This window comes from Asticcacaulis currens (assembly GCF_028550395.1).
In the GTDB taxonomy this organism is placed as follows: domain Bacteria; phylum Pseudomonadota; class Alphaproteobacteria; order Caulobacterales; family Caulobacteraceae; genus Asticcacaulis; species Asticcacaulis currens.
The window spans coordinates 145619-165421 of record NZ_JAQQKW010000009.1; the positions used below are offsets into that span (position 1 = coordinate 145619).

At 62.0% G+C, this 19803-nt stretch carries 20 protein-coding genes and 1 tRNA gene; 13 read left to right on the top strand and 8 right to left on the bottom strand.

Going from position 1 to position 19803, the window contains the following annotated elements; translation table 11 throughout:
• Positions 1–41: 41 nt before the first annotated feature.
• The 5 genes from xth to PQU94_RS14825 all read left to right on the top strand — a co-directional run bounded on the left by xth (position 42) and on the right by PQU94_RS14825 (position 3364).
• On the top strand, positions 42–833 hold the full coding sequence (xth, locus tag PQU94_RS14805) for an exodeoxyribonuclease III (protein WP_272742208.1): 792 nt from the start codon (positions 42–44) through the stop codon (positions 831–833).
• Between the two features lie 74 nt (positions 834–907).
• Positions 908–1498 carry a hypothetical protein gene (locus PQU94_RS14810; RefSeq protein WP_272742209.1) on the top strand — a complete coding sequence of 197 codons (591 nt, stop codon included), beginning with the start codon at positions 908–910 and terminating at the stop codon, positions 1496–1498.
• 94 nt (positions 1499–1592) lie between these two features.
• Positions 1593–2309 carry a hypothetical protein gene (locus PQU94_RS14815; protein WP_272742210.1) on the top strand — a complete coding sequence of 239 codons (717 nt, stop codon included), beginning with the start codon at positions 1593–1595 and terminating at the stop codon, positions 2307–2309.
• 13 nt (positions 2310–2322) lie between these two features.
• A complete protein-coding gene (locus PQU94_RS14820; protein WP_272742211.1) occupies positions 2323–3009 on the top strand; it encodes an NnrU family protein in 687 nt (228 codons plus the stop codon).
• A 169-nt stretch (positions 3010–3178) separates the two neighbouring features.
• Positions 3179–3364 carry a hypothetical protein gene (locus tag PQU94_RS14825; RefSeq protein ID WP_272742212.1) on the top strand — a complete coding sequence of 62 codons (186 nt, stop codon included), beginning with the start codon at positions 3179–3181 and terminating at the stop codon, positions 3362–3364.
• 8 nt (positions 3365–3372) lie between these two features.
• On the opposite strand, the gene PQU94_RS14830 is transcribed toward PQU94_RS14825, so the two are convergent.
• Entirely contained in the window at positions 3373–4329 is a 957-nt protein-coding gene (locus PQU94_RS14830) for a Gfo/Idh/MocA family protein (RefSeq protein WP_272742213.1), read from the bottom strand.
• Positions 4330–4500: 171 nt separating this feature from the next.
• Here PQU94_RS14830 and PQU94_RS14835 point away from each other — a divergent pair, with 171 nt between their 5' ends.
• Together PQU94_RS14835 and PQU94_RS14840 are read left to right on the top strand one after the other, a co-directional pair.
• Positions 4501–5400 (top strand): cobalamin biosynthesis protein CbiG, encoded by a 900-nt coding sequence (locus tag PQU94_RS14835; RefSeq protein ID WP_272742214.1) that lies wholly within the window; start codon positions 4501–4503, stop codon positions 5398–5400.
• Positions 5401–5417: 17 nt separating this feature from the next.
• On the top strand, positions 5418–5741 hold the full coding sequence (locus PQU94_RS14840; protein WP_272742215.1) for a YnfA family protein: 324 nt from the start codon (positions 5418–5420) through the stop codon (positions 5739–5741).
• Here the strand turns inward: PQU94_RS14840 and PQU94_RS14845 are convergent.
• From PQU94_RS14845 to glmU, 6 genes are all read right to left on the bottom strand, one after another.
• The gene (locus PQU94_RS14845; protein WP_272742216.1) at positions 5716–7089 is read right to left on the bottom strand and encodes an MATE family efflux transporter; all 1374 of its coding nucleotides are present in this window, start codon (positions 7087–7089) and stop codon (positions 5716–5718) included. The two genes, PQU94_RS14840 and PQU94_RS14845, sit on opposite strands and share 26 nt — an antisense overlap.
• Positions 7090–7223: 134 nt before the next feature.
• The gene (locus PQU94_RS14850) at positions 7224–8597 is read right to left on the bottom strand and encodes a class II 3-deoxy-7-phosphoheptulonate synthase (RefSeq protein WP_272742217.1); all 1374 of its coding nucleotides are present in this window, start codon (positions 8595–8597) and stop codon (positions 7224–7226) included.
• Positions 8598–8711: 114 nt separating this feature from the next.
• A complete protein-coding gene (locus PQU94_RS14855; protein ID WP_272742218.1) occupies positions 8712–9992 on the bottom strand; it encodes an O-antigen ligase family protein in 1281 nt (426 codons plus the stop codon).
• A gap of 119 nt (positions 9993–10111) precedes the next feature.
• Positions 10112–11488 (bottom strand): glutathione-disulfide reductase, encoded by a 1377-nt coding sequence (gor, locus tag PQU94_RS14860; RefSeq protein ID WP_272742219.1) that lies wholly within the window; start codon positions 11486–11488, stop codon positions 10112–10114.
• Between the two features lie 11 nt (positions 11489–11499).
• Positions 11500–12192 (bottom strand): ribose-5-phosphate isomerase RpiA, encoded by a 693-nt coding sequence (gene rpiA / locus PQU94_RS14865; protein WP_272742220.1) that lies wholly within the window; start codon positions 12190–12192, stop codon positions 11500–11502.
• Between the two features lie 3 nt (positions 12193–12195).
• Positions 12196–13560 carry a bifunctional UDP-N-acetylglucosamine diphosphorylase/glucosamine-1-phosphate N-acetyltransferase GlmU gene (gene glmU, locus PQU94_RS14870; protein ID WP_272742221.1) on the bottom strand — a complete coding sequence of 455 codons (1365 nt, stop codon included), beginning with the start codon at positions 13558–13560 and terminating at the stop codon, positions 12196–12198.
• A gap of 91 nt (positions 13561–13651) precedes the next feature.
• Between glmU and PQU94_RS14875 the strand changes: the two genes are divergently transcribed.
• Together PQU94_RS14875 and PQU94_RS14880 are read left to right on the top strand one after the other, a co-directional pair.
• A complete protein-coding gene (locus PQU94_RS14875) occupies positions 13652–14338 on the top strand; it encodes an HAD-IA family hydrolase (RefSeq protein WP_272742222.1) in 687 nt (228 codons plus the stop codon).
• 55 nt (positions 14339–14393) lie between these two features.
• Positions 14394–14468, top strand: a tRNA-Val gene (locus PQU94_RS14880).
• A 172-nt stretch (positions 14469–14640) separates the two neighbouring features.
• On the opposite strand, the gene PQU94_RS14885 is transcribed toward PQU94_RS14880, so the two are convergent.
• Positions 14641–16485, bottom strand: coding sequence for a monovalent cation:proton antiporter-2 (CPA2) family protein (locus tag PQU94_RS14885; protein ID WP_272742223.1), 1845 nt, complete (start codon positions 16483–16485; stop codon positions 14641–14643).
• 129 nt (positions 16486–16614) lie between these two features.
• On the opposite strand from PQU94_RS14885, the gene PQU94_RS14890 reads away from it, so the two are divergent.
• The 4 genes from PQU94_RS14890 to PQU94_RS14905 form a co-directional block, all read left to right on the top strand.
• A complete protein-coding gene (locus tag PQU94_RS14890; RefSeq protein WP_272742224.1) occupies positions 16615–17430 on the top strand; it encodes an N-formylglutamate amidohydrolase in 816 nt (271 codons plus the stop codon).
• Between the two features lie 33 nt (positions 17431–17463).
• The gene (gene folD, locus PQU94_RS14895; protein WP_272742225.1) at positions 17464–18369 is read left to right on the top strand and encodes a bifunctional methylenetetrahydrofolate dehydrogenase/methenyltetrahydrofolate cyclohydrolase FolD; all 906 of its coding nucleotides are present in this window, start codon (positions 17464–17466) and stop codon (positions 18367–18369) included.
• A gap of 3 nt (positions 18370–18372) precedes the next feature.
• A complete protein-coding gene (locus PQU94_RS14900) occupies positions 18373–19602 on the top strand; it encodes an NAD(P)/FAD-dependent oxidoreductase (protein ID WP_272742226.1) in 1230 nt (409 codons plus the stop codon).
• A gap of 85 nt (positions 19603–19687) precedes the next feature.
• The coding region (locus tag PQU94_RS14905; protein ID WP_303651482.1) for a CoA-transferase at positions 19688–19803 on the top strand (116 nt) is incomplete at its 3' end.

The following is a 19803-nucleotide window of genomic DNA, read 5'->3' on the forward strand; positions in this document are numbered from 1 at the left end:
GCGCTCAGCATCTTCGGCCGTTGGTACCATCAGGGTCCGGCATGAAAATCTTCACCTACAACGTCAATTCGGTCAATGCGCGCCTGCCCCTGATCCTGGAGTGGTTCGAGGAGACGCAGCCCGATGTCTGTGCCCTTCAGGAACTGAAATGCCTCGATGAAAAGTTCCCTTATGAGGCCTTTGAACGGCTGGGCTACAATGCCGCTGTGCATGGGCAAAAGACGTGGAACGGGGTGGCCCTGCTGTCCAAGCACCCCTTGATAGATGTGGTGCGCGGCCTGCCGGGCGAGCCAGAGGACGAGCAGTCGCGCTATATCGAAGCCGTGGTCGATGGCCCGGTGCCGGTGCGCGTCACCTCGATCTACCTGCCCAATGGCAACCCGATCGGCACCGACAAATACCCCTATAAACACCGCTGGTACAAGCGCTTGCAGGCGCGCGCGAAAGAAATACTGGCCTTTGAAGAGATCAGTATTTTATCGGGCGATTTCAACACGATCCCGACCAAGGCTGACCTTTACCGCGAATCGGCATGGCTGGATGACGCGCTTTATCAGCCGGAGACGCGCGCCGCCTATCAATCATTGAAAAATCTCGGCTACAGCGATGCCTGCGACCTGCTGCCGCCTGAAGGCAACCGCTACACCTTCTGGGACTATCAGGCCGGGGCGTGGCAGAAAAATGAGGGCATCCGCATCGACCACCACCTGCTGTCGCCGCAGGCCGCCGACCGCCTCAAAGGCTTTGAAATCCACAAGCACGCCCGCGGTCGCACCCACAATGAGGCCAAACCGTCGGACCACGTCCCGGTAGGCGTGGAACTGGACGTTTAGCAGGCACTATACCTATTCTTAACCCGATACCGGTAAGGACTGATTAAGCATATGATCGGTCATGAAACGGTGTGATGGAAGAAGCCTTCCGCGTCATCTTGTGGTTTGCCTTTGCGGGCCTGCTCCTGACCCTCGTCGCGTCAGTGGCCCTGTGGTGGTATGAGAGCACGCGTCGCCTGACGCGCGGCCTGACTGCGGCTATCGGCAAGGCCCCGGACGCCATCCTGTTCGACACCGGTACGAAAAAGGCAGCGGGCCTCGATTTCACACACGGCGATCTGGCCATACTGTGGAATCTGGGGCGGCACGGTCTGGTCTTCAGTTTCGATGAGATCGAAGGGGCCGAACTGATCGTCGATGAGCGCGTCGTCGCCCGCACGCAAAAAGGTGAACCGCGCCGCGTCCTCGAAGAAACCTATCCGGGGGCCTCGCGTGTGGTGTTGCGACTGATCTTCAACGATCTGGAAACGCCGGAGTTCGAGATCACCCTGTTCGGCGACCTGACGACCCACTCCGCCTACCCCAAAACCGCCAGCGAAGCGGTGCAACTGGGGCGCAAATGGCTGTCGCACATCGACTCCGTCATCAAACGTGGGGGCCCAAAGGCGCCACCGGCCCGCCCGGCACAATCTGAGCCACACATGCCCCCGCCTGCCCACGATTAAATCCACACCTGTGGCGTGCGGGCTCTTAACGGCTGCGCCAATTCGTGGTTAATATGCGCTGACAGTTCGTATTTGGGGGTTGAACGCAAGCGCCGTGAACCAGTATCTGCCGACCATTATCATCCTGACGGCAGCCGCCCTGGCCATCCTGCTTATCCTGTACCGGATATGGGATTCGCGCGTCGAAGCCCCCAGGAAACTTGAAGACGAGGTGGCCGAGGCCCTGAATGGCGGCAAGGCCGACGTCGTGTCCATCGAGCCGGCGCGCAAAGCCGCCGCCGCCCTCTCCTATCTCGGCAATCGCTGCGTCATCGTGCGTGAATTTGGTAAGCTGCCGACCCGTATATACACCATGGCCGAAATGATCGGCATGGAGGTGTTCGTCAACAACAAGGTCTCCGCCCGCATCATTCGGGGCGGCGCGCACAAGATGTTCGACGATATTGCACCGCAGGTCGATCGCGTCACCATCCGCCTGATGTTCAACGACCCGTCAAAGCCCGATTTCGAGCTGGTCCTGTGGGACCCGAATGACGCCCTGACGGCGCGCGCCGAAGGTCCGCGAGCCGCCATGGAAACCGCGCGCCGCTGGTTCTATCATGTCGAGGCCATTATCCGTAAACCCCTGGCCGAAATCGAAAAAGAACTGACGCCGCCGGCCCCGCCACCTCCACCGGAGCCTGCACCAAAGCCGCCTTTGCACGATCACCGTCCTGACACCAAAGACGAAGACGACACTCCGCCGCCGGCCCCCAAGCCCGCCCCGAAGGACGGTGATGTGCTCAATTCCCCGCTGATTCAGTACCTGTAAGGCGAATTTACCTATGTGGACCCTGGCTCTGGCCTGCGCCTTCTTCATCCTGATTCATATTCTGGTATCCGGCTCCGATCTGCGTCAGCAGATGATCGGTGCCATCGGTGCCCGCACCTATTTCATCCTGTTCAGCCTGTTGTCGGCGATGGGGTTCTTCTGGATGATCGCCGCCTATTACGACTCGCGCGGCGACCCGGCCAACCTGCACCTGTGGTCGGCGCCTTTTGTTCTGAAAATTCTTGCCTTTGGGGTCAATTTCGTCAGCCTTATGCTGATTGTGGTAGGCACTCTGAGCCCCAGCCCGACGGCGTTGGGCTCGTTGCGCCGGATGCCCGACCGTCCGGTCAGCGGCATCATCCGCATCAGCCGTCATCCTGTGCTGGCGGGAATCGCGCTGCTGTCGGCCACGCACCTGATCACCACCGGCACTCTGGCGGCCTGGGTCTTTTTCGGTACGCTTCTGGCGTTAAGCCTCCTGGGGGCCAACAGTATCGACCGAAAGCGGGAAACGCAGTACGGCGAAGCCTATCGCGCGATTATCCGCACCACCTCCATCCTGCCCTTCGTCGCCATCGCCCAGAAGCGGGTACGCTTCGAACCGTCGGAACTGGGGGTACTCCGCGTCATGGTGGCCACCTCGGTCTTTACCTGTCTGGTAGTGCTGCACGAACTGCTGTTCCTGCGTCCGGCGTTGTAAAGACGGCGCCGACGGTTGCATTTTTCGCCCGACACGGGAACGGATGCGCGCCACTTCCCGACTTCGGTGCAACGCCGCAAAAAAATCCTTAATGCCCCATTGATCTCATCACAAATGTTTGAATAACTGCGGATAGAATGCGGAACCGGGGTAAACGCGCGGGTATTTCATGAAACTGACGGCAACGACAATCTTGCTGTTCCTGATCTCGGTGAGCCTCGTGTTCGCCAGTCTGATCGGCTATTTCCGCCCGTTCGAGGGCGAAGGCGTCGAGTTCATGACCCAGTACAAATATGTGCTGATGGGCGCAGGCTATGCCGTGCTGGCCTTTGCCGTAATTTTCAAAAGCCGGTAAAATTCAGCCTAAGCCGCGTCCTTACCCGACACCGCATCATCAATCGCCAGCGCCAGACACAAGGCCTTCAGCGCCTCTTCGCCCGAGGCCAGAGGGCGGTCGCGCTGCCCGGCCACCGTATCGAGGAAGCGAAACACGCTGGTGCCCAGCGGGTCACGCGCAATATCGGCCTGCGCAAAGTCCGGGTTAAGGTCGAACGGCGTGCCGTTCTCAAACTTGCGGTTCAGCAGGTCGATAAACACCTCACCCGACGGATAAACCAGCCGCATGGTGCGTTCGCGCGCCTCGGACATGCGCGATGCCGCAAAGGTCGCCACGAAACCATCGTCGAACTTGATCTCCGCCGCGGCCTCATCCGCCCCCACGGCCCGATAGCCGGGGGCTTCACGAAACCGCGCCGAAACCTCCATACCGCCCGCCTCACCGGCTGCCAGCGTCAGGCCCAGATCGAGGTCATGGATCATCAGGTCGAGCACCACCGACACGTCGAGATTGCGCGTCGAAACCGTGCCATTGCGCACAGATTCCAGACGCAGCGGGCGTTCCGGCACGGCGTAAAGCCCCATGGCTTCAAACACGGCGCGCTCCTGATGCCCGCAGGCCAGCACCACGCCCTTTTCGGCGGCCATGGCGACCATGGCTTCACCGCTTTCAACCGTGATGGCCAGCGGCTTTTCGACATAGGTGTGCACCCCCGCCGCCAGCGCCTTCAGGGCGACCTCCGCGTGAGCGAACGCCGGAACGGCCACGGTAATGACATCCAGTTCTGCCAGAAAGGCCTCGAACTCATCGCCGCCAAAGGCCTTGACCCCCAGCTTTTCGGCCGCGGCTTCCGCGCGCGCTTTATCGAGATCGTAGATGCCGACAAAGCGTACACGACCGGCCGCTTCGGCCTCCTTGTACTTGTTGGCGTGATACCCCCCGAAAACGCCGGCACCGGCGACCCCTGCGCGTAGGACGGTCATGAGCTTCACACCCTTGCAAGCCAATATACAGCCTTCGTTGTACACAGGATTTCCGTCTGAGTGTAACCATAAAAGCGGTATTCGCGGCGACAATGCACAGTTTAGGGTTTGGCCGCGCCGCCACCTTGGGCTAAAAGCGCCCGATTGTTTACCCCGCATCGGAGTAGCCCTATGGCGCGTCTATTCGGAGCCTATGTGATCGTTGACTGGAGCGCCGCCGAGGGCAAGAAGACCGGCGAGTCTTCGGTATGGATCGGCGTGATGAAGCGCGACGTGCGTTTTCGTCTGTCCTACGAAGGGTATAATCCAGCGACCCGCGCCGAAGCCGTAGCGCTTCTGAAGACCCTCCTCGCCGATCTGCACAAGCGCGGCGACCGGGTTTTCGTGGGTTTCGACTTCAATTTCGGCTTCCCGCGCGGCACGACGGCCAGGCTCGGCCTTGAGGGCTGGGCCCAGATGTGGGACTTCGTCGTCAAAAACGTCGTCGACAAGCCCGACAACACCAATAACCGCTTTGCCGTCGCCGCCAAGATGAACCGGCTGATGACCGATGAGGCCTATCCCTTCTGGGGGTGCCCCAAGAGCGCGGCGCAAAAGTGGCTTTCGACGCTGAAACCGGCCTCTTACGGCGACTTCCCGGAGTTTCGCCTGACCGAAGAGGCGGCACGCAAGCTCGGCAAATCGTCTCAGGCCAAGAGCGTGTGGCAGATGCACGGTGCGGGCGTGGTTGGCGGTCAGACCCTGCTGGGGATCCCGGCGGTGCGCGCGGTGAAGACGGCCCTCGACGGCAAGGCGGTCATCTGGCCGTTTGACACCGGCTTTGGCGCGCTGAACGAAGACACGCTGGACGGCGTGAACACCGTGCTGGCCGAAATCTATCCGTCCCTCTATCCGGGCATTGCGGAACCCGGCGAAGTCAAGGACGCGACGCAGGTGCGCCTGACCGCCACGGCTCTGGCGGAACTGGACGACAAGGATGCGCTGGCGGCCAAATTCGCCGCCCCGGCCCACCTCAACGCCGACGAAGCCGCCATCGCGCTGGGCGAAGAAGGGTGGATTTTGGGGGTCTGATCGGGCAGGCTCAGGGTATGAAGACCCTGCTCATCTATGCGCTGGCCGCCCTGTGCGAAATCGGCGGCTGTTTCAGCCTCTATGCGGTGCTGCGTCTGCACAAGTCGCCTTTGTGGCTGGTGCCCGGCCTGATGTGCCTGATGGCCTTCGCGTGGCTCCTGACCCTGCCCGAAAACGGGGCCGCCGGACGCACCTACGCCGCCTATGGGGCCATCTACATCGCCGCCTCGTTCGGCTGGATGTGGCTGATCGAAAAGCAAAAACCCGACCTGTGGGACGGGTCGGGCTTGCTGGTCTGCCTGATCGGGGCCGGACTTATTCTGTGGGGCCCGCGGGCTTGAGGCTCGCCAGCGCCTTCCTGTCCAGCCACATAAAGCGCGCCTGAAGCAAGGTAGCCGACACCCAACTGGCCAAAGCCGCCGCATAGATCAGACCCGGCACCCCCTGCCCTGCGTGCAAGGCCAGTAGATACCCCACCGGCAGCATGACCAGCCCGTAGGCAATATAGTGCAGCACCGGTGCCACCACGACGTCCTGACGAGCGCGCAGTGCCTGGGCCGTCACCACCTGCACACCATCGGGCACAAAGAACAGGCAGGACAGCAAAAGCGCGGCCTGCACTCCGCTGCGCAGGGCGTCGTCCGACGTATAGCCCGCCGCGATCCACTGCGACCCGATCAGCACCACCAGACAGACGCCCATCATGAAGGCCGCCGCCGCCGAAAAACTGACCCGGCCCATACGCGCCAGCCCCGGCATGTCCCCGGCCCCATAGGCGCGCCCGACCAGCACCGAACAGCCGATAGCCAGCCCCATCGGCACCATGAAGACGATGGAGGCAAAGTTGAGCACAATGGCCCAAACGGCGACCGCCTCTTGCGAAATGCGCCCGGCAAACAGGGTCATGCCGGCAAAGGCCGCCACCTCGATGAAGTAGGATGCCCCGGCCGCATAGCCGATCTGACGCTGTTCCCGCCCGCCTTGCAGGTCAGGTGTGTGCCGCTTCAATAGGCCATATTGCGCAATGCCCGGCAGCGTTAGGACATAGACGATCAGCGCCACCATGACGCAGGCGCGCGCGATCAGGGTGGAAAGCGCCGCCCCCATCGCCCCGTCGCTGTCGATGCCCGGAAGGGTGACGACGCCCGGCACCAGCAGCAGCAACAGTACACCATTGATGACATTGCCCGCCCAGGTGAAGATAAGGCCCGGACGCGTCCGCCCCAGGCCTTCGAGAAATTCCGATCCCGCCACGGCGATCATGTAAAACGGCATGGACAGGGCGAAGACCAGCAGAGGGCCGGACGCGCCATCAGCCATGTCCGGCTTAACGGCCAGATGCAGCAGTCCCGGCCCGGCGAGGAACAGTACCAACGCCGCGAAAAGACCAAGGATGATGGCATAGACCATGCCGCGCTGAAACACCGGCCCGATGCGGTGCGGCTCATCCGCCCCGATAAAGTGGGCCGTCTTGACCTGAATCCCGACCAGCAGGCCAATCGAGGTGACGAGGAAGATCGAGGTCGGGGCCCAGGCCAGCGAATGATAGCCCAGTTCCGCCGCGCTGTAGTGCCCGACGATCAGCGTGTCCATCAGCCCCATCAGCATGAAGCCGAGACGCGACCCCACCACCGGCCACGACAGATGAATCAGTTCCTTGAAGGCGGCGGTGTAGAGGGCTCTGGTCATGCCCCCGCCTGTAGCCGGTTTCGCTTACCGCATCAACGCTGTGATCCCGTATCTGCTGACAAGACACGTCAGCGGGCCAGCACAAAAAAAGGACCGCAAAAGCGGTCCTTTTCATAGTCCACGCAACGTCAGGCTTAAGCGGCCTTGGTCACCTTGTCTTTCAGGCCTTGCAGACGCTCGGCCACGAGGAAGCTCAGTTCCAGCGCCTGATCGGCATTGAGACGCGGATCGCAGTGCGTGTGGTAGCGGTGGCTCAGTTCGTCCTCGCTCAGAGCGTGCGCGCCACCCAGACATTCGGTGACGTTCTGACCGGTCATCTCAAGATGCAAGCCGCCCGGATGAACGTTCTCTGACGCCGCGATGTCGATGAAGGAACGCACTTCCGACAGGATGCGGTCGAAGGGGCGCGTCTTGTAGCCATTGGCCGCCTTGATGACATTGCCGTGCATGGGGTCGATCGACCACACCACCGGCACACCGTGTTCGCGCGACGCCTTCATTAGACGCGGCAGGCGCTCAGCCACCTTGTCCGAACCGAAGCGCCCGATCAGGGTCAGGCGGCCCGGAATGCCTTCCGGATTGAGCGCGTCGATCAGACGCTTCAGATCGTCGGGTTCCAGCGTCGGACCGCACTTGACGCCGATGGGGTTCTTGATCCCCTGCATGAAGTGGACGTGTGCGCCATCGAGCTGACGGGTGCGCTCACCGATCCACAGGAAGTGGGCCGAGGTGTCGTACCAGTCGCCGGAAGTCGAATCGACGCGCGTCAGGGCCTGCTCGTAATTGAGCAGCAGCGCTTCATGCGAGGTGAAGAAATCGACCTGACGGATTTCCTGCGCCTTGTCCGAAGTGATACCGATGGCCGACATGAAGTTCAGCGTCTCGGAAATCTTTTCGGCCAGTTCGCGGTAACGCTCACCCTGCGGCGAACCGGACACGAAGCCCAGCGTCCACTTGTGGATGTTGTAGAGGTCCGCATAGCCGCCATTAGCGAAGGCGCGCAGCAGGTTCAGGGTCGAGGACGACTGATGGTAGGCCTTGACCAGACGCTGCGGGTCCGGAATGCGCGCTTCCGGCGTGAATTCCATGCCGTTGATATTGTCGCCACGATAGCTGGGCAGGGTCACATCGCCGATGGTTTCCACTGGCGAGGAGCGCGGCTTGCCGAACTGACCGGCGATGCGGCCCAGCTTGACCACCGGCTTGCCGCCGGCAAAGGTCAGCACCACGGCCATCTGAAGGATCAGGCGGAAGGTGTCGCGGATATTGTCGGCCGAAAACTCCTTGAAGCTTTCGGCGCAGTCGCCGCCCTGCAACAGGAAGGCTTCGCCATTGGCGACCTTACCCAGCGCAGAGGTCAGGCGGCGGGCTTCACCGGCGAAGACCAGCGGCGGCAGCGTGGCGATTTCGGCCTCAGCGGCACGTAACGCCGCCGCATCGGGGTAATCGTCAGGAATGTGGAGCGCGGGGCGCGCGCGCCAGCTATGGGGAGACCAGGACTTATTCATGGGCGCTATTTAAGCGGAGGCCGAAGCAAACTCAATATCAACAATCGTCGAAATCTGCCAAAACCGCTGAGAACACAGTATTTTATAGTATATTCCGCAACTACACGCCGTTTTTTAGTCTTTTTGTGAGGCGGTACGCGCCATCAGATAGATCGCCGTCACCAGCGCCATCAGGGCCAGCCACCATTCCTGCCAGATGCCAAAGCTGAGTTGCGCGATGACAAATACCGCCGACAGGGCCGCCAGCGCATAGGGGCGCGGATCGGTTTGTAACGCTTCGCCAGCCTCCGTCAGATCGCGCAGTTCGGTGAAACCACCTTCGCGTACCTCAGGTGCCCCGCGCCCGATGCGCAGGATCAGCAGCACCCACACGGCCGCCAGCAGGAACAGGCCGATATAGCCGAGCTCAAGCCCGACCTGAATCGACATATTGTGCGGGTGCAGGGGGATGGGCTTGCCGAAGTGGCGGCTGGAATCGAAACCCCAACCCAGAAACGGCTTTTGCAGGATTTTCTGTGCGGCGAATTCCCAGATATCGAGGCGGGCGTCCCATGAGGCGGGCAGAATCCGCCGGACATCGTCCCCCAGCCCCAGACGGCGGATCGTGTCGATAATCAACGGCGTAAACAGGATTTTGAACCCCACTAGGGTCGCCATGATTTTATAGATGCTGAGACCGCCGACCACCGGGAAACGCCGCACGATCCAGAAGACGGCGAACGACACGATGAGCGCCAGAGTCGGGGCATTGGCATCGGTCACCAGCGGGGCCAGCACGCAGGCGGCCAGCGCCACGGCCTTGAAAAAAGTGGGCTTATCCCTCCCGGCCAGCATCAGCGGCCAGTAGAGCAGCACGAAGGCATAGGTGGCCAGCGACACCTTGACCATGGCGAGGTCGGGCCGGATGGGCTTATAGAGGGCGGCCGACAGGACCTGATAAAGGCGTGCTCCCGACAGGGCATCGACGATGATCAGGGCGCACAGGCCGATATAGGCATAGAGCAGGCCCGTCATCAGGCCGGACGCCGTCCTGGGTTTCATCGCCCACGCGGCCAGAATAAACGCCCCGTACCACAGGGGCTCCAGAATGATTTTCAGCCATTCCTGATCTTCCCAGGTCTTGTAACGGCTGAAATCCGCCCCGCTGTGGAGGTCGTAGAGCAGGGTCGAGCGCGACACCAGCCAGATCAGAAGCAGGCCGAGCGTGAGGCCCACCCACCCGAACCAGCGCACCTGCCGCCAGTAACCGAGCAGCAGCAGGCCCCCGAAGGTCGCCGTCAGGGCATAGCCCAGAGGCCCGGCGTAGGTGAAGAGGGCCAGAAACACCAGCGTGATCCCCATGATCACACCGGTATAGGACGGCAACTGGAATTTGGAGGTGTCAGCCGGAGCCATATTTTGCAATCTTTTGTCGTGGACAGCCGCCGGTACACCCGATTTGGTGCAAAAATAAGACAGACGCGCAATCAACTAAAACTATACCTCTCCGATAAACCGGGAAGGTATAGAAGCAGTTACGCCATCCGCTTATCGCGTAAGGTGACGAACTCTTCCGCCGCTGTTGGGTGGACGGCACAGGTCACGTCCCACTGGGCCTTGGTCAGGCCGGCCTTCACGGCGATGCCGGCCATCTGGATGATTTCCGCCGAGTCCGGCCCCACCATGTGCGCTCCCAGCACCACATCGGTCTTGTGATCGACGATCAGCTTCATCAGGGTGCGGCTTTCACCGGCCACGAAGGCCGTTTTCATCGGTTTAAAGCGCGCCGTGTAGATATCGACCCGGATACCACGTGCCACGGCGTCCTGTTCGGTCAGGCCCACCGTGCCGATTTGCGGCTGCGAAAAGACCGCCGTCGGAATATTGGCGTAGTCATAGGCCGTCGGATTGTCTTTGAAGGCCGTCTCGACAAAGGCCACGGCCTCGCGAATGGCGACGGGCGTCAGGTTGCAGCGATTGGTGACGTCGCCTACGGCAAAGATATGCTCAACCGCGGTGCGCGAATAGGCGTCAACCACCACGGCCCCGTCGCCGTCCAGTTCGACCCCGACATCGGTCAGGCCCAGCCCTTCCGTGTGTGGGCGGCGACCGGTGGCATAGAGCACCTGATCGACCGTCAATTCGGTGTCGTCGGTCAGGGTAATTTTTATACCCTTATCGGTTTTTTCCAGCTTTTTAGGATCGGCGTGGCACATGACCTTGATGCCCTTCTTGCCGATCTCCTGAGTCAGGTGCTCGCGCACCTCCTGATCGAAGGCGCGCAGGATCTGATCGCCGCGATAGAGGATATGCGTATCGACGCCAAAGCCGTTCATGACGCCCGCAAATTCGACGGCGATGTAACCGCCACCGACAATGGCGATGGATTTCGGCAGCTTATCCAGCAGGAACATCTCGTTGGAGGTAATGGCCAGTTCATGCCCCTCCACCGCTTCCGGCACGAAGGGCTGCCCCCCGACGGCGATTAAGATGGTCTTCGCCGTCACCTCATAGGGGGCGTCGCCATTGGTCGGCGTCAGGTGCACCGTATGCGGCCCGGTGAGTTTCGCCCAGGCGGGGATCAGGTCCGCCCCGGCCTTGACCAGATTGGCGGCATAGATGTCCGACAGGCGCGACACCTCAGCCAGATTGGCATTGCGGAATTTGGTCCAGTCAAAGCGGCCCGTCTGCGCCTCCCAGCCAAAGCCGCGCGCATAGGCCACCTGCTCCGGCACTTCGGAGGCATAGACCATGAACTTTTTGGGGACGCAGCCGCGCACCACGCAGGTGCCGCCCGGCTTGTCGCCTTCGGCCACACCGACCTTGAGGCCCAGTTGCGCGCTCAGACGCGCCGCGCGCACCCCACCGGAGCCAGCCCCCAGCACAAAAAGATCATAGTCGAATGTGGACATGTCGCGCTTTCTTACGGATGGAGGATATCGACGCCGCTATCGGTGCCGATCAGCGCAATGTCAGCCAGATCGAGGAACAGTCCGTGATCGACGACCCCCGTGGTGGCTTTCAGCGCGCTGGCCAGTCCGGTAGGATCAGGGATCGCCCCGCACGGCACGTCAAAGATAAGATTGCCGCCGTCGGTCACAAAGGGCTCACCGCCTTTTTTCCGCAAAACCGGCAATTTGGCGATGTCAAACTCGCTCAGCACGTCGCAGATGCGGTTGATCGTGCCCTTATAGGCAAAGGGTTCGACTTCGATCGGCAGGGCAAAGGCCCCCAGCGTGCCCACATGCTTGGCCGCATCGGCGATGACGATGCAGCGGTCGGCCATTTCCCAGATCAGCTTTTCCCGCAAAAGCGCCCCGCCGCCGCCCTTGATGAGGGCCAGCCCGGCCCCGATTTCGTCCGCGCCATCGACGCAGACATCCAGCTTGCCCACATCGTTGATATCCTTGATCTCCAGCCCCAGAGACTGCGCCAGATGCGTCGTCTGGTTCGAGGTGGAAACGAGCGTCAGCTTCAGGCCGCCCTGCACCGCATCGGCCACCGCCTTGACGAACCAGGCGGCCGTTGAGCCGGTGCCGAGCCCGACCTTCATGCCGTTTTCGATATGGTCAATGGCGGCCAGCCCGGCGGCCTGTTTCTGCGTATCGGCGGACATGACTTAACCTTTCTTTTGGGCGGCTTTTTCCGCCGCCTTGCGTTCACGGAAGGCCTTGGCCCATCCGGCCTTTTCGGTCTGGCGCGAACGCTCGAAGGCCAGGGCGTCGGCCGGCACATCCTCTGTGATCACCGAACCCGACCCGGTAATGGCCCCGGCCCCTACCGTCACCGGCGCGACCAGCGAGGCGTTAGAGCCGACAAAGGCCCCTTCGCCGATCACCGTGCGGTGTTTGAAATATCCATCATAATTACAGAAGATGGTGCCCGCGCCGATATTGGCCTGCGCGCCGACCTCACCGTCGCCCAGATAGCTGAGGTGATTGGCCTTGGCCCCCTCACCGATCCTGACGTTCTTCACCTCGACGAAATTGCCGATATGCGCATCCTTGCCGATATCGGCCCCCGGACGCAGACGGGCATAGGGACCGATCAGCGCCCCTTCGGCGACGCTAGCCCCCTCAAGGTGCGAAAAGGCGCGGATCACCGCCCCTGAGGCGATGCTCACCCCTTGGGCAAAGACGACATTGGGTTCGACCACCACGCCCGGCGCGATGTGCGTGTCCCACGACAGGAAGACTGTCTCCGGCGCGGGCATGGTTACGCCGTTCAGCATCAGGGCCTTGCGGCGGCGCGATTGCCAGATGGCTTCAGCGGCCGCCAGTTCGACCTGAGAATTGACGCCCGTGACATCCTCTTCAGCCACGAAGCAGACCTTGGGTTTCAGCCCGCGCGCCCTAGCGATGCCTATCACGTCGGTCAGGTAATATTCGCCCTTGGCATTGTCGTTATTCACCTCATCGAGCAGGGCGAACAGGGTGGCGCGATCCGCCGCCAGCACGCCGGAATTACAGGCGCAGATAGCCAGTTGTTCTGCCGTCGCCTCCTTGGCCTCGACAATGGCGCTGAGGTCGTCCGCGCCTTCGATGACCAGACGGCCATAGGCGCCCGGATCGGCGGCCTCAAAGCCCAGCACCGCCAGATCGGCGGCCTCGGCCAGATCGAAAACGGTCTTAAGCGTATGCGTGTCGATCAGCGGACAATCGGCATAGGAGACCACCACCTGACCATCGAAATCGCTGAGCGCCGCCTTGGCCGCCAGCACCGCATGACCCGTCCCCAGCGGCGGGTCCTGCACCACTACGCTGTCGGCCCCCACACGCTGACGCGCGCTGTCGCCCACCTGCGGCGAATGGGCCCCGACCACGACGATAATGCGCTCACAGTTCAGCCCTTCGGCCGCGTCGATCGCCAGGTCCATAATGGCCCGACCGGCCACCCGGTGCAGCACCTTGGGCAGCGTCGATTTCATGCGCGTGCCCTGCCCAGCCGCCAGAATAATGGCGGCGCGTTTGCGGTTTTGGCTCATTGTCGTGATTCACCTGTTGCCGTTTGGCCCGATTTAGACCAAAGCACGGGCGAATTGAACGCGAAAAACACCCGCCGGAGCGATTTTGCCCATGACGACCCTTCCCGACCTCAGCGGATTCGGTATCGCCTTCGATCTCGATGGCACGCTGGTGGAAACCGCGCCGGACATTATCGGCACGCTGAACGCCATTCTGGCCGAATACGACGTGCCACCCTTCCCTTACGAAGCGGCGCGCAGTCTGGTCGGGCGCGGGGCGCGCTCATTAATCCAGCGCGGCTTTGCGGCGGCCAATGTCCCCTTAAGCGAAGAGGCCGAACTGCCCATGGTCGGCCGCTTTCTCGACCTCTATCGCGAGCGCATTGATCAGGAAAGCCACGCCTTTCCGGGGCTTGAGGCCGCTCTGGATCAACTGAGCGCAGCCGGGGCGACGCTGGCCGTCTGCACCAACAAGCCGACGGCCCTGTCGGAACTGCTGCTGACCAGGCTCGGCCTGATCGGGCGCTTCGGCTCGGTACGCGGGGCAGATAGTGTGCCGCTCAAAAAGCCTGATGCCGGTCACCTGAGGGCCTGCGCCGACGATCTCAATCTGCCGCTGGAAAAGATGCTGCTGATCGGCGATTCCGAAACCGACTATCTGACGGCGCAAAACGCAGGCGTCCCCTGTGTGCTGGTCAGCTTTGGCTATTGCGATACGCCGATGGAGGCGATGTCACCGGCCGCCCTGATCGACCATTTCGACGAACTGCCCACAGCCATCGCCTCTATCCTGCGATAAAAGCTCTTGTCAGGGCGGCGCGCAGCGACTAATAAGCGCGCTCCCTGCTTTGGATGGACGCGTAGCTCAGCGGGAGAGCATTCGCTTCACACGCGAAGGGTCACAGGTTCAATCCCTGTCGCGTCCACCATTTCCTCGTTTTCTCTTAAAACTCGAAAATGATCTTTGAGTTTGCGCTCAGAGGCTTCGCCTCTTGGCGCCGCGCAGGCTGCGCTCCCGCTTGGTCGCTAGTCGCTTCGCTCCAATCCTCTCACCCCGCTTATGGCAGGGTGCTGTGATTTTTCTTATTGGATTTGCTCCACTTAAGCCGTCTTGGACGCTTCGGCGCTGTCGGACTCGTCGTCGGTCAGGATGCGCTCCAGTTCCTTCTGGCTCAGGCGCGTGAAGTTGACCAGGTCAGGCTCGGAATCGAAGAACGCGAAGGATTTTCGCAGCGTCACGATATCGTGCTGCAGGAAGGCCTGTGCGCGGCGTTCGACCTGGGCCTTGGGCGCGCCCATGCTGATCAGGGCCTCGCGCGCCACCGCCATCGACGAATCCAGCGTCTCACGGTGGTAGTAGTCCACCCCCGCCCGGTCCAGCTCATAGGCGTGGCGACGGTTGCGCGCCCGCGCGAACACCTTGAGGTGCGGGAAGTTTTCCTTGGCCAGTTGCACAATCTTCACCGCGCCTTCGGCATCGTCGATAGCGACGATCAGCATCCGCGCCTGATCGGCCCCGGCGCTGCGCAGCACGTCCAGCCGCGTGGCGTCACCGAAATAGGCGCGGTTGATACCGAAGCGTTGCAGAAGCTCGATCTGGTCCGGATTGTTCTCCAGAATGGTCACGGTCACCCCCTGCGAGCGCAGGAAGCGCCCGATGATCTGACCGAAGCGGCCAAACCCGGCGATGATGACGCTGTTGCGTTCTTCGATGGCGTCCGGCGCGCGTTCGGGCAGGAGCGTGAGGAAACGCGGCACGACATAGCGCGTAAACAGCTCAAGACAGATGGGGGTGATGCCGATGGAAATAGCTACCACCAGCGTCAGGAAGCGGCGAAGATCGGGCATCAGAAGCCCTAACTGCCCCGACAACTGAAAGAGGACAAAGGCGAACTCGCCACCCTGCGCCAGAGACAGGGCCAGCCCCGACCCGGCGATATTGTCCATGCCGAACCGCCGCGCCAGACCGTACAGAATCAGACCCTTGATAGCCATCAGCCCCAAGACCGCCAGCATAAGCTGCACCGGCTGGGTCATCAGGCGATCGACGTCCATGCCCATGCCGACGGAGATGAAAAACAGGCCAAGCAACAGCCCCTTGAACGGCTGGATGTCGGTTTCAATCGTCGTCTTATAAGGAGAGTTGGCCAGAACCACGCCCCCCAGGAACGCCCCCAGCGCCGGGGATACGCCGACCAGTTGCATCAGAAGCGTCACCCCGACCACCAGCGCCAGAGAGGTGGCCGTGAACACTTCGCGCAGATTGGTACGCGCGATACGCGGCAGAAAGTAGCGCGACAGAAGCTGCCCGCCCGCAATGACCATAGCGATGGTGGAGAGACCTGCCAGCGCCTGCGCCCACACCGGCAGGTTTTCCACCAGACTGGCCCCATGCGCGGCCGGGGCTTGCCCGCCGCCGGCTGCCAGAAGCGGAATGATGATCAGGATGGGGATGACGGCAATGTCCTGAAACAGCAGGACGGAGAAGGTGGTTTCGCCAACCTGGGTCTGCATCAGATGCTTTTCTTCCAGCATCTGAAGCACCAGCGCCGTGGACGACATGGACAGCGCCATGCCGATGGCCAGTGCCGTCTCCCAGCTCAGATTAAAGCCGAACCGGCCGAGCGCCAGAATGGCCCCCATCAGCGCCAGCGAGCACAACACCACCTGAAGCCCGCCCATGCCGACAATGGTGCGCCGCAGCCGCCACAAAAGCGCGGGCTCAAGCTCAAGGCCGATAAGGAACATCATCATCACCACGCCGAATTCGGCAAAGTGCATGGTCGAGGTGACGCGGTCGATAAAGCCCAGACCCGACGGCCCGATCAGGATACCGGCGATCAGATAGCCCAGCACCGCCCCCAGCTTGAATCGCGCCGCCAGCGGCACGACCAGACAGGCCGCCGCCAGAAACACAAACACATTCAGCAGTAATCCCGTATCCACGCGCCGTCTCCGCAATCGTCGTCAAAAGATAGGGGCGTTCGGTACCCTTTCACAATAGGCAGGGTCGTAAAAAGCCTGCCGACCGTCGCTGCGGTTGACAGGCGGGCACACCTCGTTTCAACTGTGATCATGAGTGCGCCCCCGTCTCCGGACCTCTTCACCCTGACCGAACGCCACGGATCGCTGGTCATCGCCGCGCCGCACGTCGGAACCTATTTGCCGCCGGATATTGCGGCCCGACTCAATCCCGTTGGTTTATCGGTCATGGAGACGGACTTCCACGTCCATCGCCTGTACGATTTTGCGGCAGAGCTTGAGGCGACAACCCTGTTTGCCACCCATTCGCGCTATGTGGTCGATCTCAACCGCGATCCGCACTCTTCGCCCCTCTATCCGGGGATGTTTGAAACTGGCCTGTGCCCGTTGAGCGATTTCGACCGCAACCCCATCTACCTCGAAGGGCAGGAACCGAGCCTCGCCGAGACCGAACAACGGCGTTTTCAGTATTGGTTTCCCTATCACGCCCGACTGGAAGAGGTTCTGGAGGCGACGCGCCAGCGCCACGGCTTTGCGCTGCTGATCGACGCCCATTCGATCCGCCCGTCCATCCCGCTGCTGTTTGACGGCGCGCTTCCCGACCTCAGCTTCGGGGCCGACAGCGGGCGTACCCTGCCACCCATGGTGATCGAGGCCTTGCAAGGCTGGATGCAGCGCACGACCGACTGGACCAGCGTGCTCGACGGGCGTTTCAAGGGCGGCTTCACCACGCGCGGCCACGGGCGACCCGAAGACCACATCTACGCGCTGCAAATCGAGATCGTGCAAAGCTGCTATCTCGACATGAACGATCCCACCCGTTTCGACCCGCAACGCGCCCGGCCTTTGTCGCAAACGCTGAAACCGTTGCTGGAGACCTTGATTTCGGCAGCAAAACAGGCCAATTGAGCCGCGAAATTCCAACGGCTCCAGAGGGTTCCCATGAGCACGCGCGGCAATACTATCGACGGCTTCGGCTACGCCAAAGGTTTGCGCGAACGCATCGCCGGGCGCGTGGCGACCTTGAAGTCCGAACACGGCCTGACGCCCTGTCTGGTGGTGGTGATTGTCGGCGAAGACCCGGCCAGCCAGATCTATGTGAAGAACAAGGGCGAGACGACGAAGGCCGTCGGCATGGAAAGCCGCACCATCGTCCTGCCGGCGGACACCACCGAGCCCGATCTGCTTAAACTGATCGGCGAACTGAATGCCGACAGCAGCGTCAACGGCATACTGGTGCAACTGCCCCTGCCGGCGCATATGTCGTCACTAAAGGTCATCGACGCCATCGACCCGCTGAAGGACGTGGACGGCTTCCATGTGCAGAATGCCGGGCGTCTGGCGGTGGGCCTCGATGCCATTGTCCCCTGCACGCCGCTGGGCTCGCTGATGCTGCTGAAGGACGCGCTGAAAACGCACGGTGACGGCAATCTGTTGGGCCTTAATGCCGTGATCGTCGGGCGCTCCAACATCGTGGGCAAGCCCATGGCCCAGCTTCTGCTCAATGAAAACTGCACCGTGACCATCGCCCATTCACGCACCACCAACCTGCCGGAGTTGTGCCGCACCGCCGATGTGCTGGTCGCCGCCGTCGGGCGCCCGAAATTTATTCAGGGCGACTGGGTGAAGGACGGGGCCTATGTGATCGACGTCGGCATCAACCGCATCGAGGTCGAGGGCAAAAGCAAGATCGTGGGCGATGTCGATTTCGACGCCGCCCTGCCGCGGGCCACGGCCATCACGCCGGTGCCGAAGGGCGTGGGTCCGATGACCATTGCCTGCCTGCTCAACAATACCCTGCAAGCGGCCTGCGTGCAGCACGGCCTGCCCGTCCCCGGCGACCTGTAAAACATGAGCGCGGGCGTCGTCATCATCGGGGCGGGCCATGCCGGCGGATCGGCGGCGGCCTTCCTGCGCCAGTACGGCTACGAAGGTCCGATCACCCTGATCGGAGATGAACCGCACCTGCCCTATCAGCGCCCGCCCCTATCGAAGGCCTGGCTGAAAGGCGAGGCGTCGGGCGACGACCTCTATCTGCGGCCGCAGGACTTCTACGACGAAGCGAATATTGCCGTCTGGCTTGAGCGCCGCGTCGAGGCCATCGACACGAAGGACAAGACCGTCACCATTGATGGCGAACCCGTCGGCTATGAGCACCTGATTATCGCTAGCGGCTCAAAGGCGCGGCCTTTTGGTTGCCCCGGTGCCGAGGCGACGCCCTATCACCTGCTGCGCACCATTGCCGATGCCGAATGGCTCAAGCCGCACTTGAGGGCCGGGCAACGCATCGGCCTGATCGGTGCGGGCTATGTGGGGCTGGAAGTCGCCGCCTCCGCGCGCAAGCTGGGCAGCGCGGTGACGGTGTTTGAGCGCGAAAGCCGCATTCTGGCGCGCGTCGCCTCACCTGTCCTGTCGGAGGCCTTTACGCGCATCCACCGCGATAACGGCGTCAATCTGATCACCGGAGCCGAAGTGGTGCGCGTCAGTGCCGACGGTGATCTGCGCCGCGTGCATATGGCCGATGGCGCGGTGCATGAATATGATGTGCTGCTGGTCGGGATCGGGGCCCTGCCCGCCGATGATCTGGCGCAAGCCGCCGGTATCACGTGTGCAAACGGCATCGTCGTCGATCACCAAGCCCGCACCTCGGCCGCAGATGTGTTTGCCATCGGCGACGTCACCTCGCGCGAGGTCAAACCGTGGTACGAGGGCCGCTATCGGCTGGAAAGCGTGCCGAGCGCGCTGGAGCAGGCCAAGCAGGCCGCCGCCGCCATCACCGGCTTCAAGGCCCCGCCGCCCGAAGTGCCGTGGTTCTGGTCCGATCAGTACGACTACAAGCTCCAGATCGCGGGCCTAACGCGCGCCGGTGCCAAACTGATCACGCGCGGTGATCCGGCGACAGGGGCGTTCAGCGTCTTTCACCTGAACGATAGCCAGCAGGTCATCTGCGTCGAAAGCGTCAATCGCCCGGCAGATTTTATGGCAGGCAAGCAATTGATTCATAAGGCCGTGGCGGTGGAAGACAGCGTCATTGCTGATGCCGACGCCTCGCTGAAACCCTATTTGCAGACCACCCGCTAAAACCTGCTGCATTGCGGCAATTTACGCATGACAGGGGGTAGCGTTTCGGTCTAGCCTTCATCAGATACGCGAACGGGAGAGGCCGATGCCGTCGAAGATATATGCGGACGCGAAGAGTGCGCTGGAGGGGCTGACGTTTGACGGGATGACGGTGATGGCCGGGGGCTTTGGCCTGTGCGGTATCCCGGAGAACCTGATCGC

Coding starts and splice junctions, on each gene's coding strand:
- PQU94_RS14810 (WP_272742209.1), top strand. CDS start 908: ATGGAAGAAGCCTTCCGCGTCATCTTGTGGTTTGCCTTTGCGGGCCTG.
- gor (WP_272742219.1), bottom strand. CDS start 11,488: ATGTCCACATTCGACTATGATCTTTTTGTGCTGGGGGCTGGCTCCGGT.
- PQU94_RS14875 (WP_272742222.1), top strand. CDS start 13,652: ATGACGACCCTTCCCGACCTCAGCGGATTCGGTATCGCCTTCGATCTC.
- rpiA (WP_272742220.1), bottom strand. CDS start 12,192: ATGTCCGCCGATACGCAGAAACAGGCCGCCGGGCTGGCCGCCATTGAC.
- PQU94_RS14835 (WP_272742214.1), top strand. CDS start 4,501: ATGGCGCGTCTATTCGGAGCCTATGTGATCGTTGACTGGAGCGCCGCC.
- PQU94_RS14890 (WP_272742224.1), top strand. CDS start 16,615: ATGAGTGCGCCCCCGTCTCCGGACCTCTTCACCCTGACCGAACGCCAC.
- glmU (WP_272742221.1), bottom strand. CDS start 13,560: ATGAGCCAAAACCGCAAACGCGCCGCCATTATTCTGGCGGCTGGGCAG.
- xth (WP_272742208.1), top strand. CDS start 42: ATGAAAATCTTCACCTACAACGTCAATTCGGTCAATGCGCGCCTGCCC.
- PQU94_RS14820 (WP_272742211.1), top strand. CDS start 2,323: ATGTGGACCCTGGCTCTGGCCTGCGCCTTCTTCATCCTGATTCATATT.
- PQU94_RS14855 (WP_272742218.1), bottom strand. CDS start 9,992: ATGGCTCCGGCTGACACCTCCAAATTCCAGTTGCCGTCCTATACCGGT.
- PQU94_RS14830 (WP_272742213.1), bottom strand. CDS start 4,329: ATGACCGTCCTACGCGCAGGGGTCGCCGGTGCCGGCGTTTTCGGGGGG.
- PQU94_RS14845 (WP_272742216.1), bottom strand. CDS start 7,089: ATGACCAGAGCCCTCTACACCGCCGCCTTCAAGGAACTGATTCATCTG.
- PQU94_RS14825 (WP_272742212.1), top strand. CDS start 3,179: ATGAAACTGACGGCAACGACAATCTTGCTGTTCCTGATCTCGGTGAGC.
- PQU94_RS14840 (WP_272742215.1), top strand. CDS start 5,418: ATGAAGACCCTGCTCATCTATGCGCTGGCCGCCCTGTGCGAAATCGGC.
- PQU94_RS14900 (WP_272742226.1), top strand. CDS start 18,373: ATGAGCGCGGGCGTCGTCATCATCGGGGCGGGCCATGCCGGCGGATCG.
- folD (WP_272742225.1), top strand. CDS start 17,464: ATGAGCACGCGCGGCAATACTATCGACGGCTTCGGCTACGCCAAAGGT.
- PQU94_RS14850 (WP_272742217.1), bottom strand. CDS start 8,597: ATGAATAAGTCCTGGTCTCCCCATAGCTGGCGCGCGCGCCCCGCGCTC.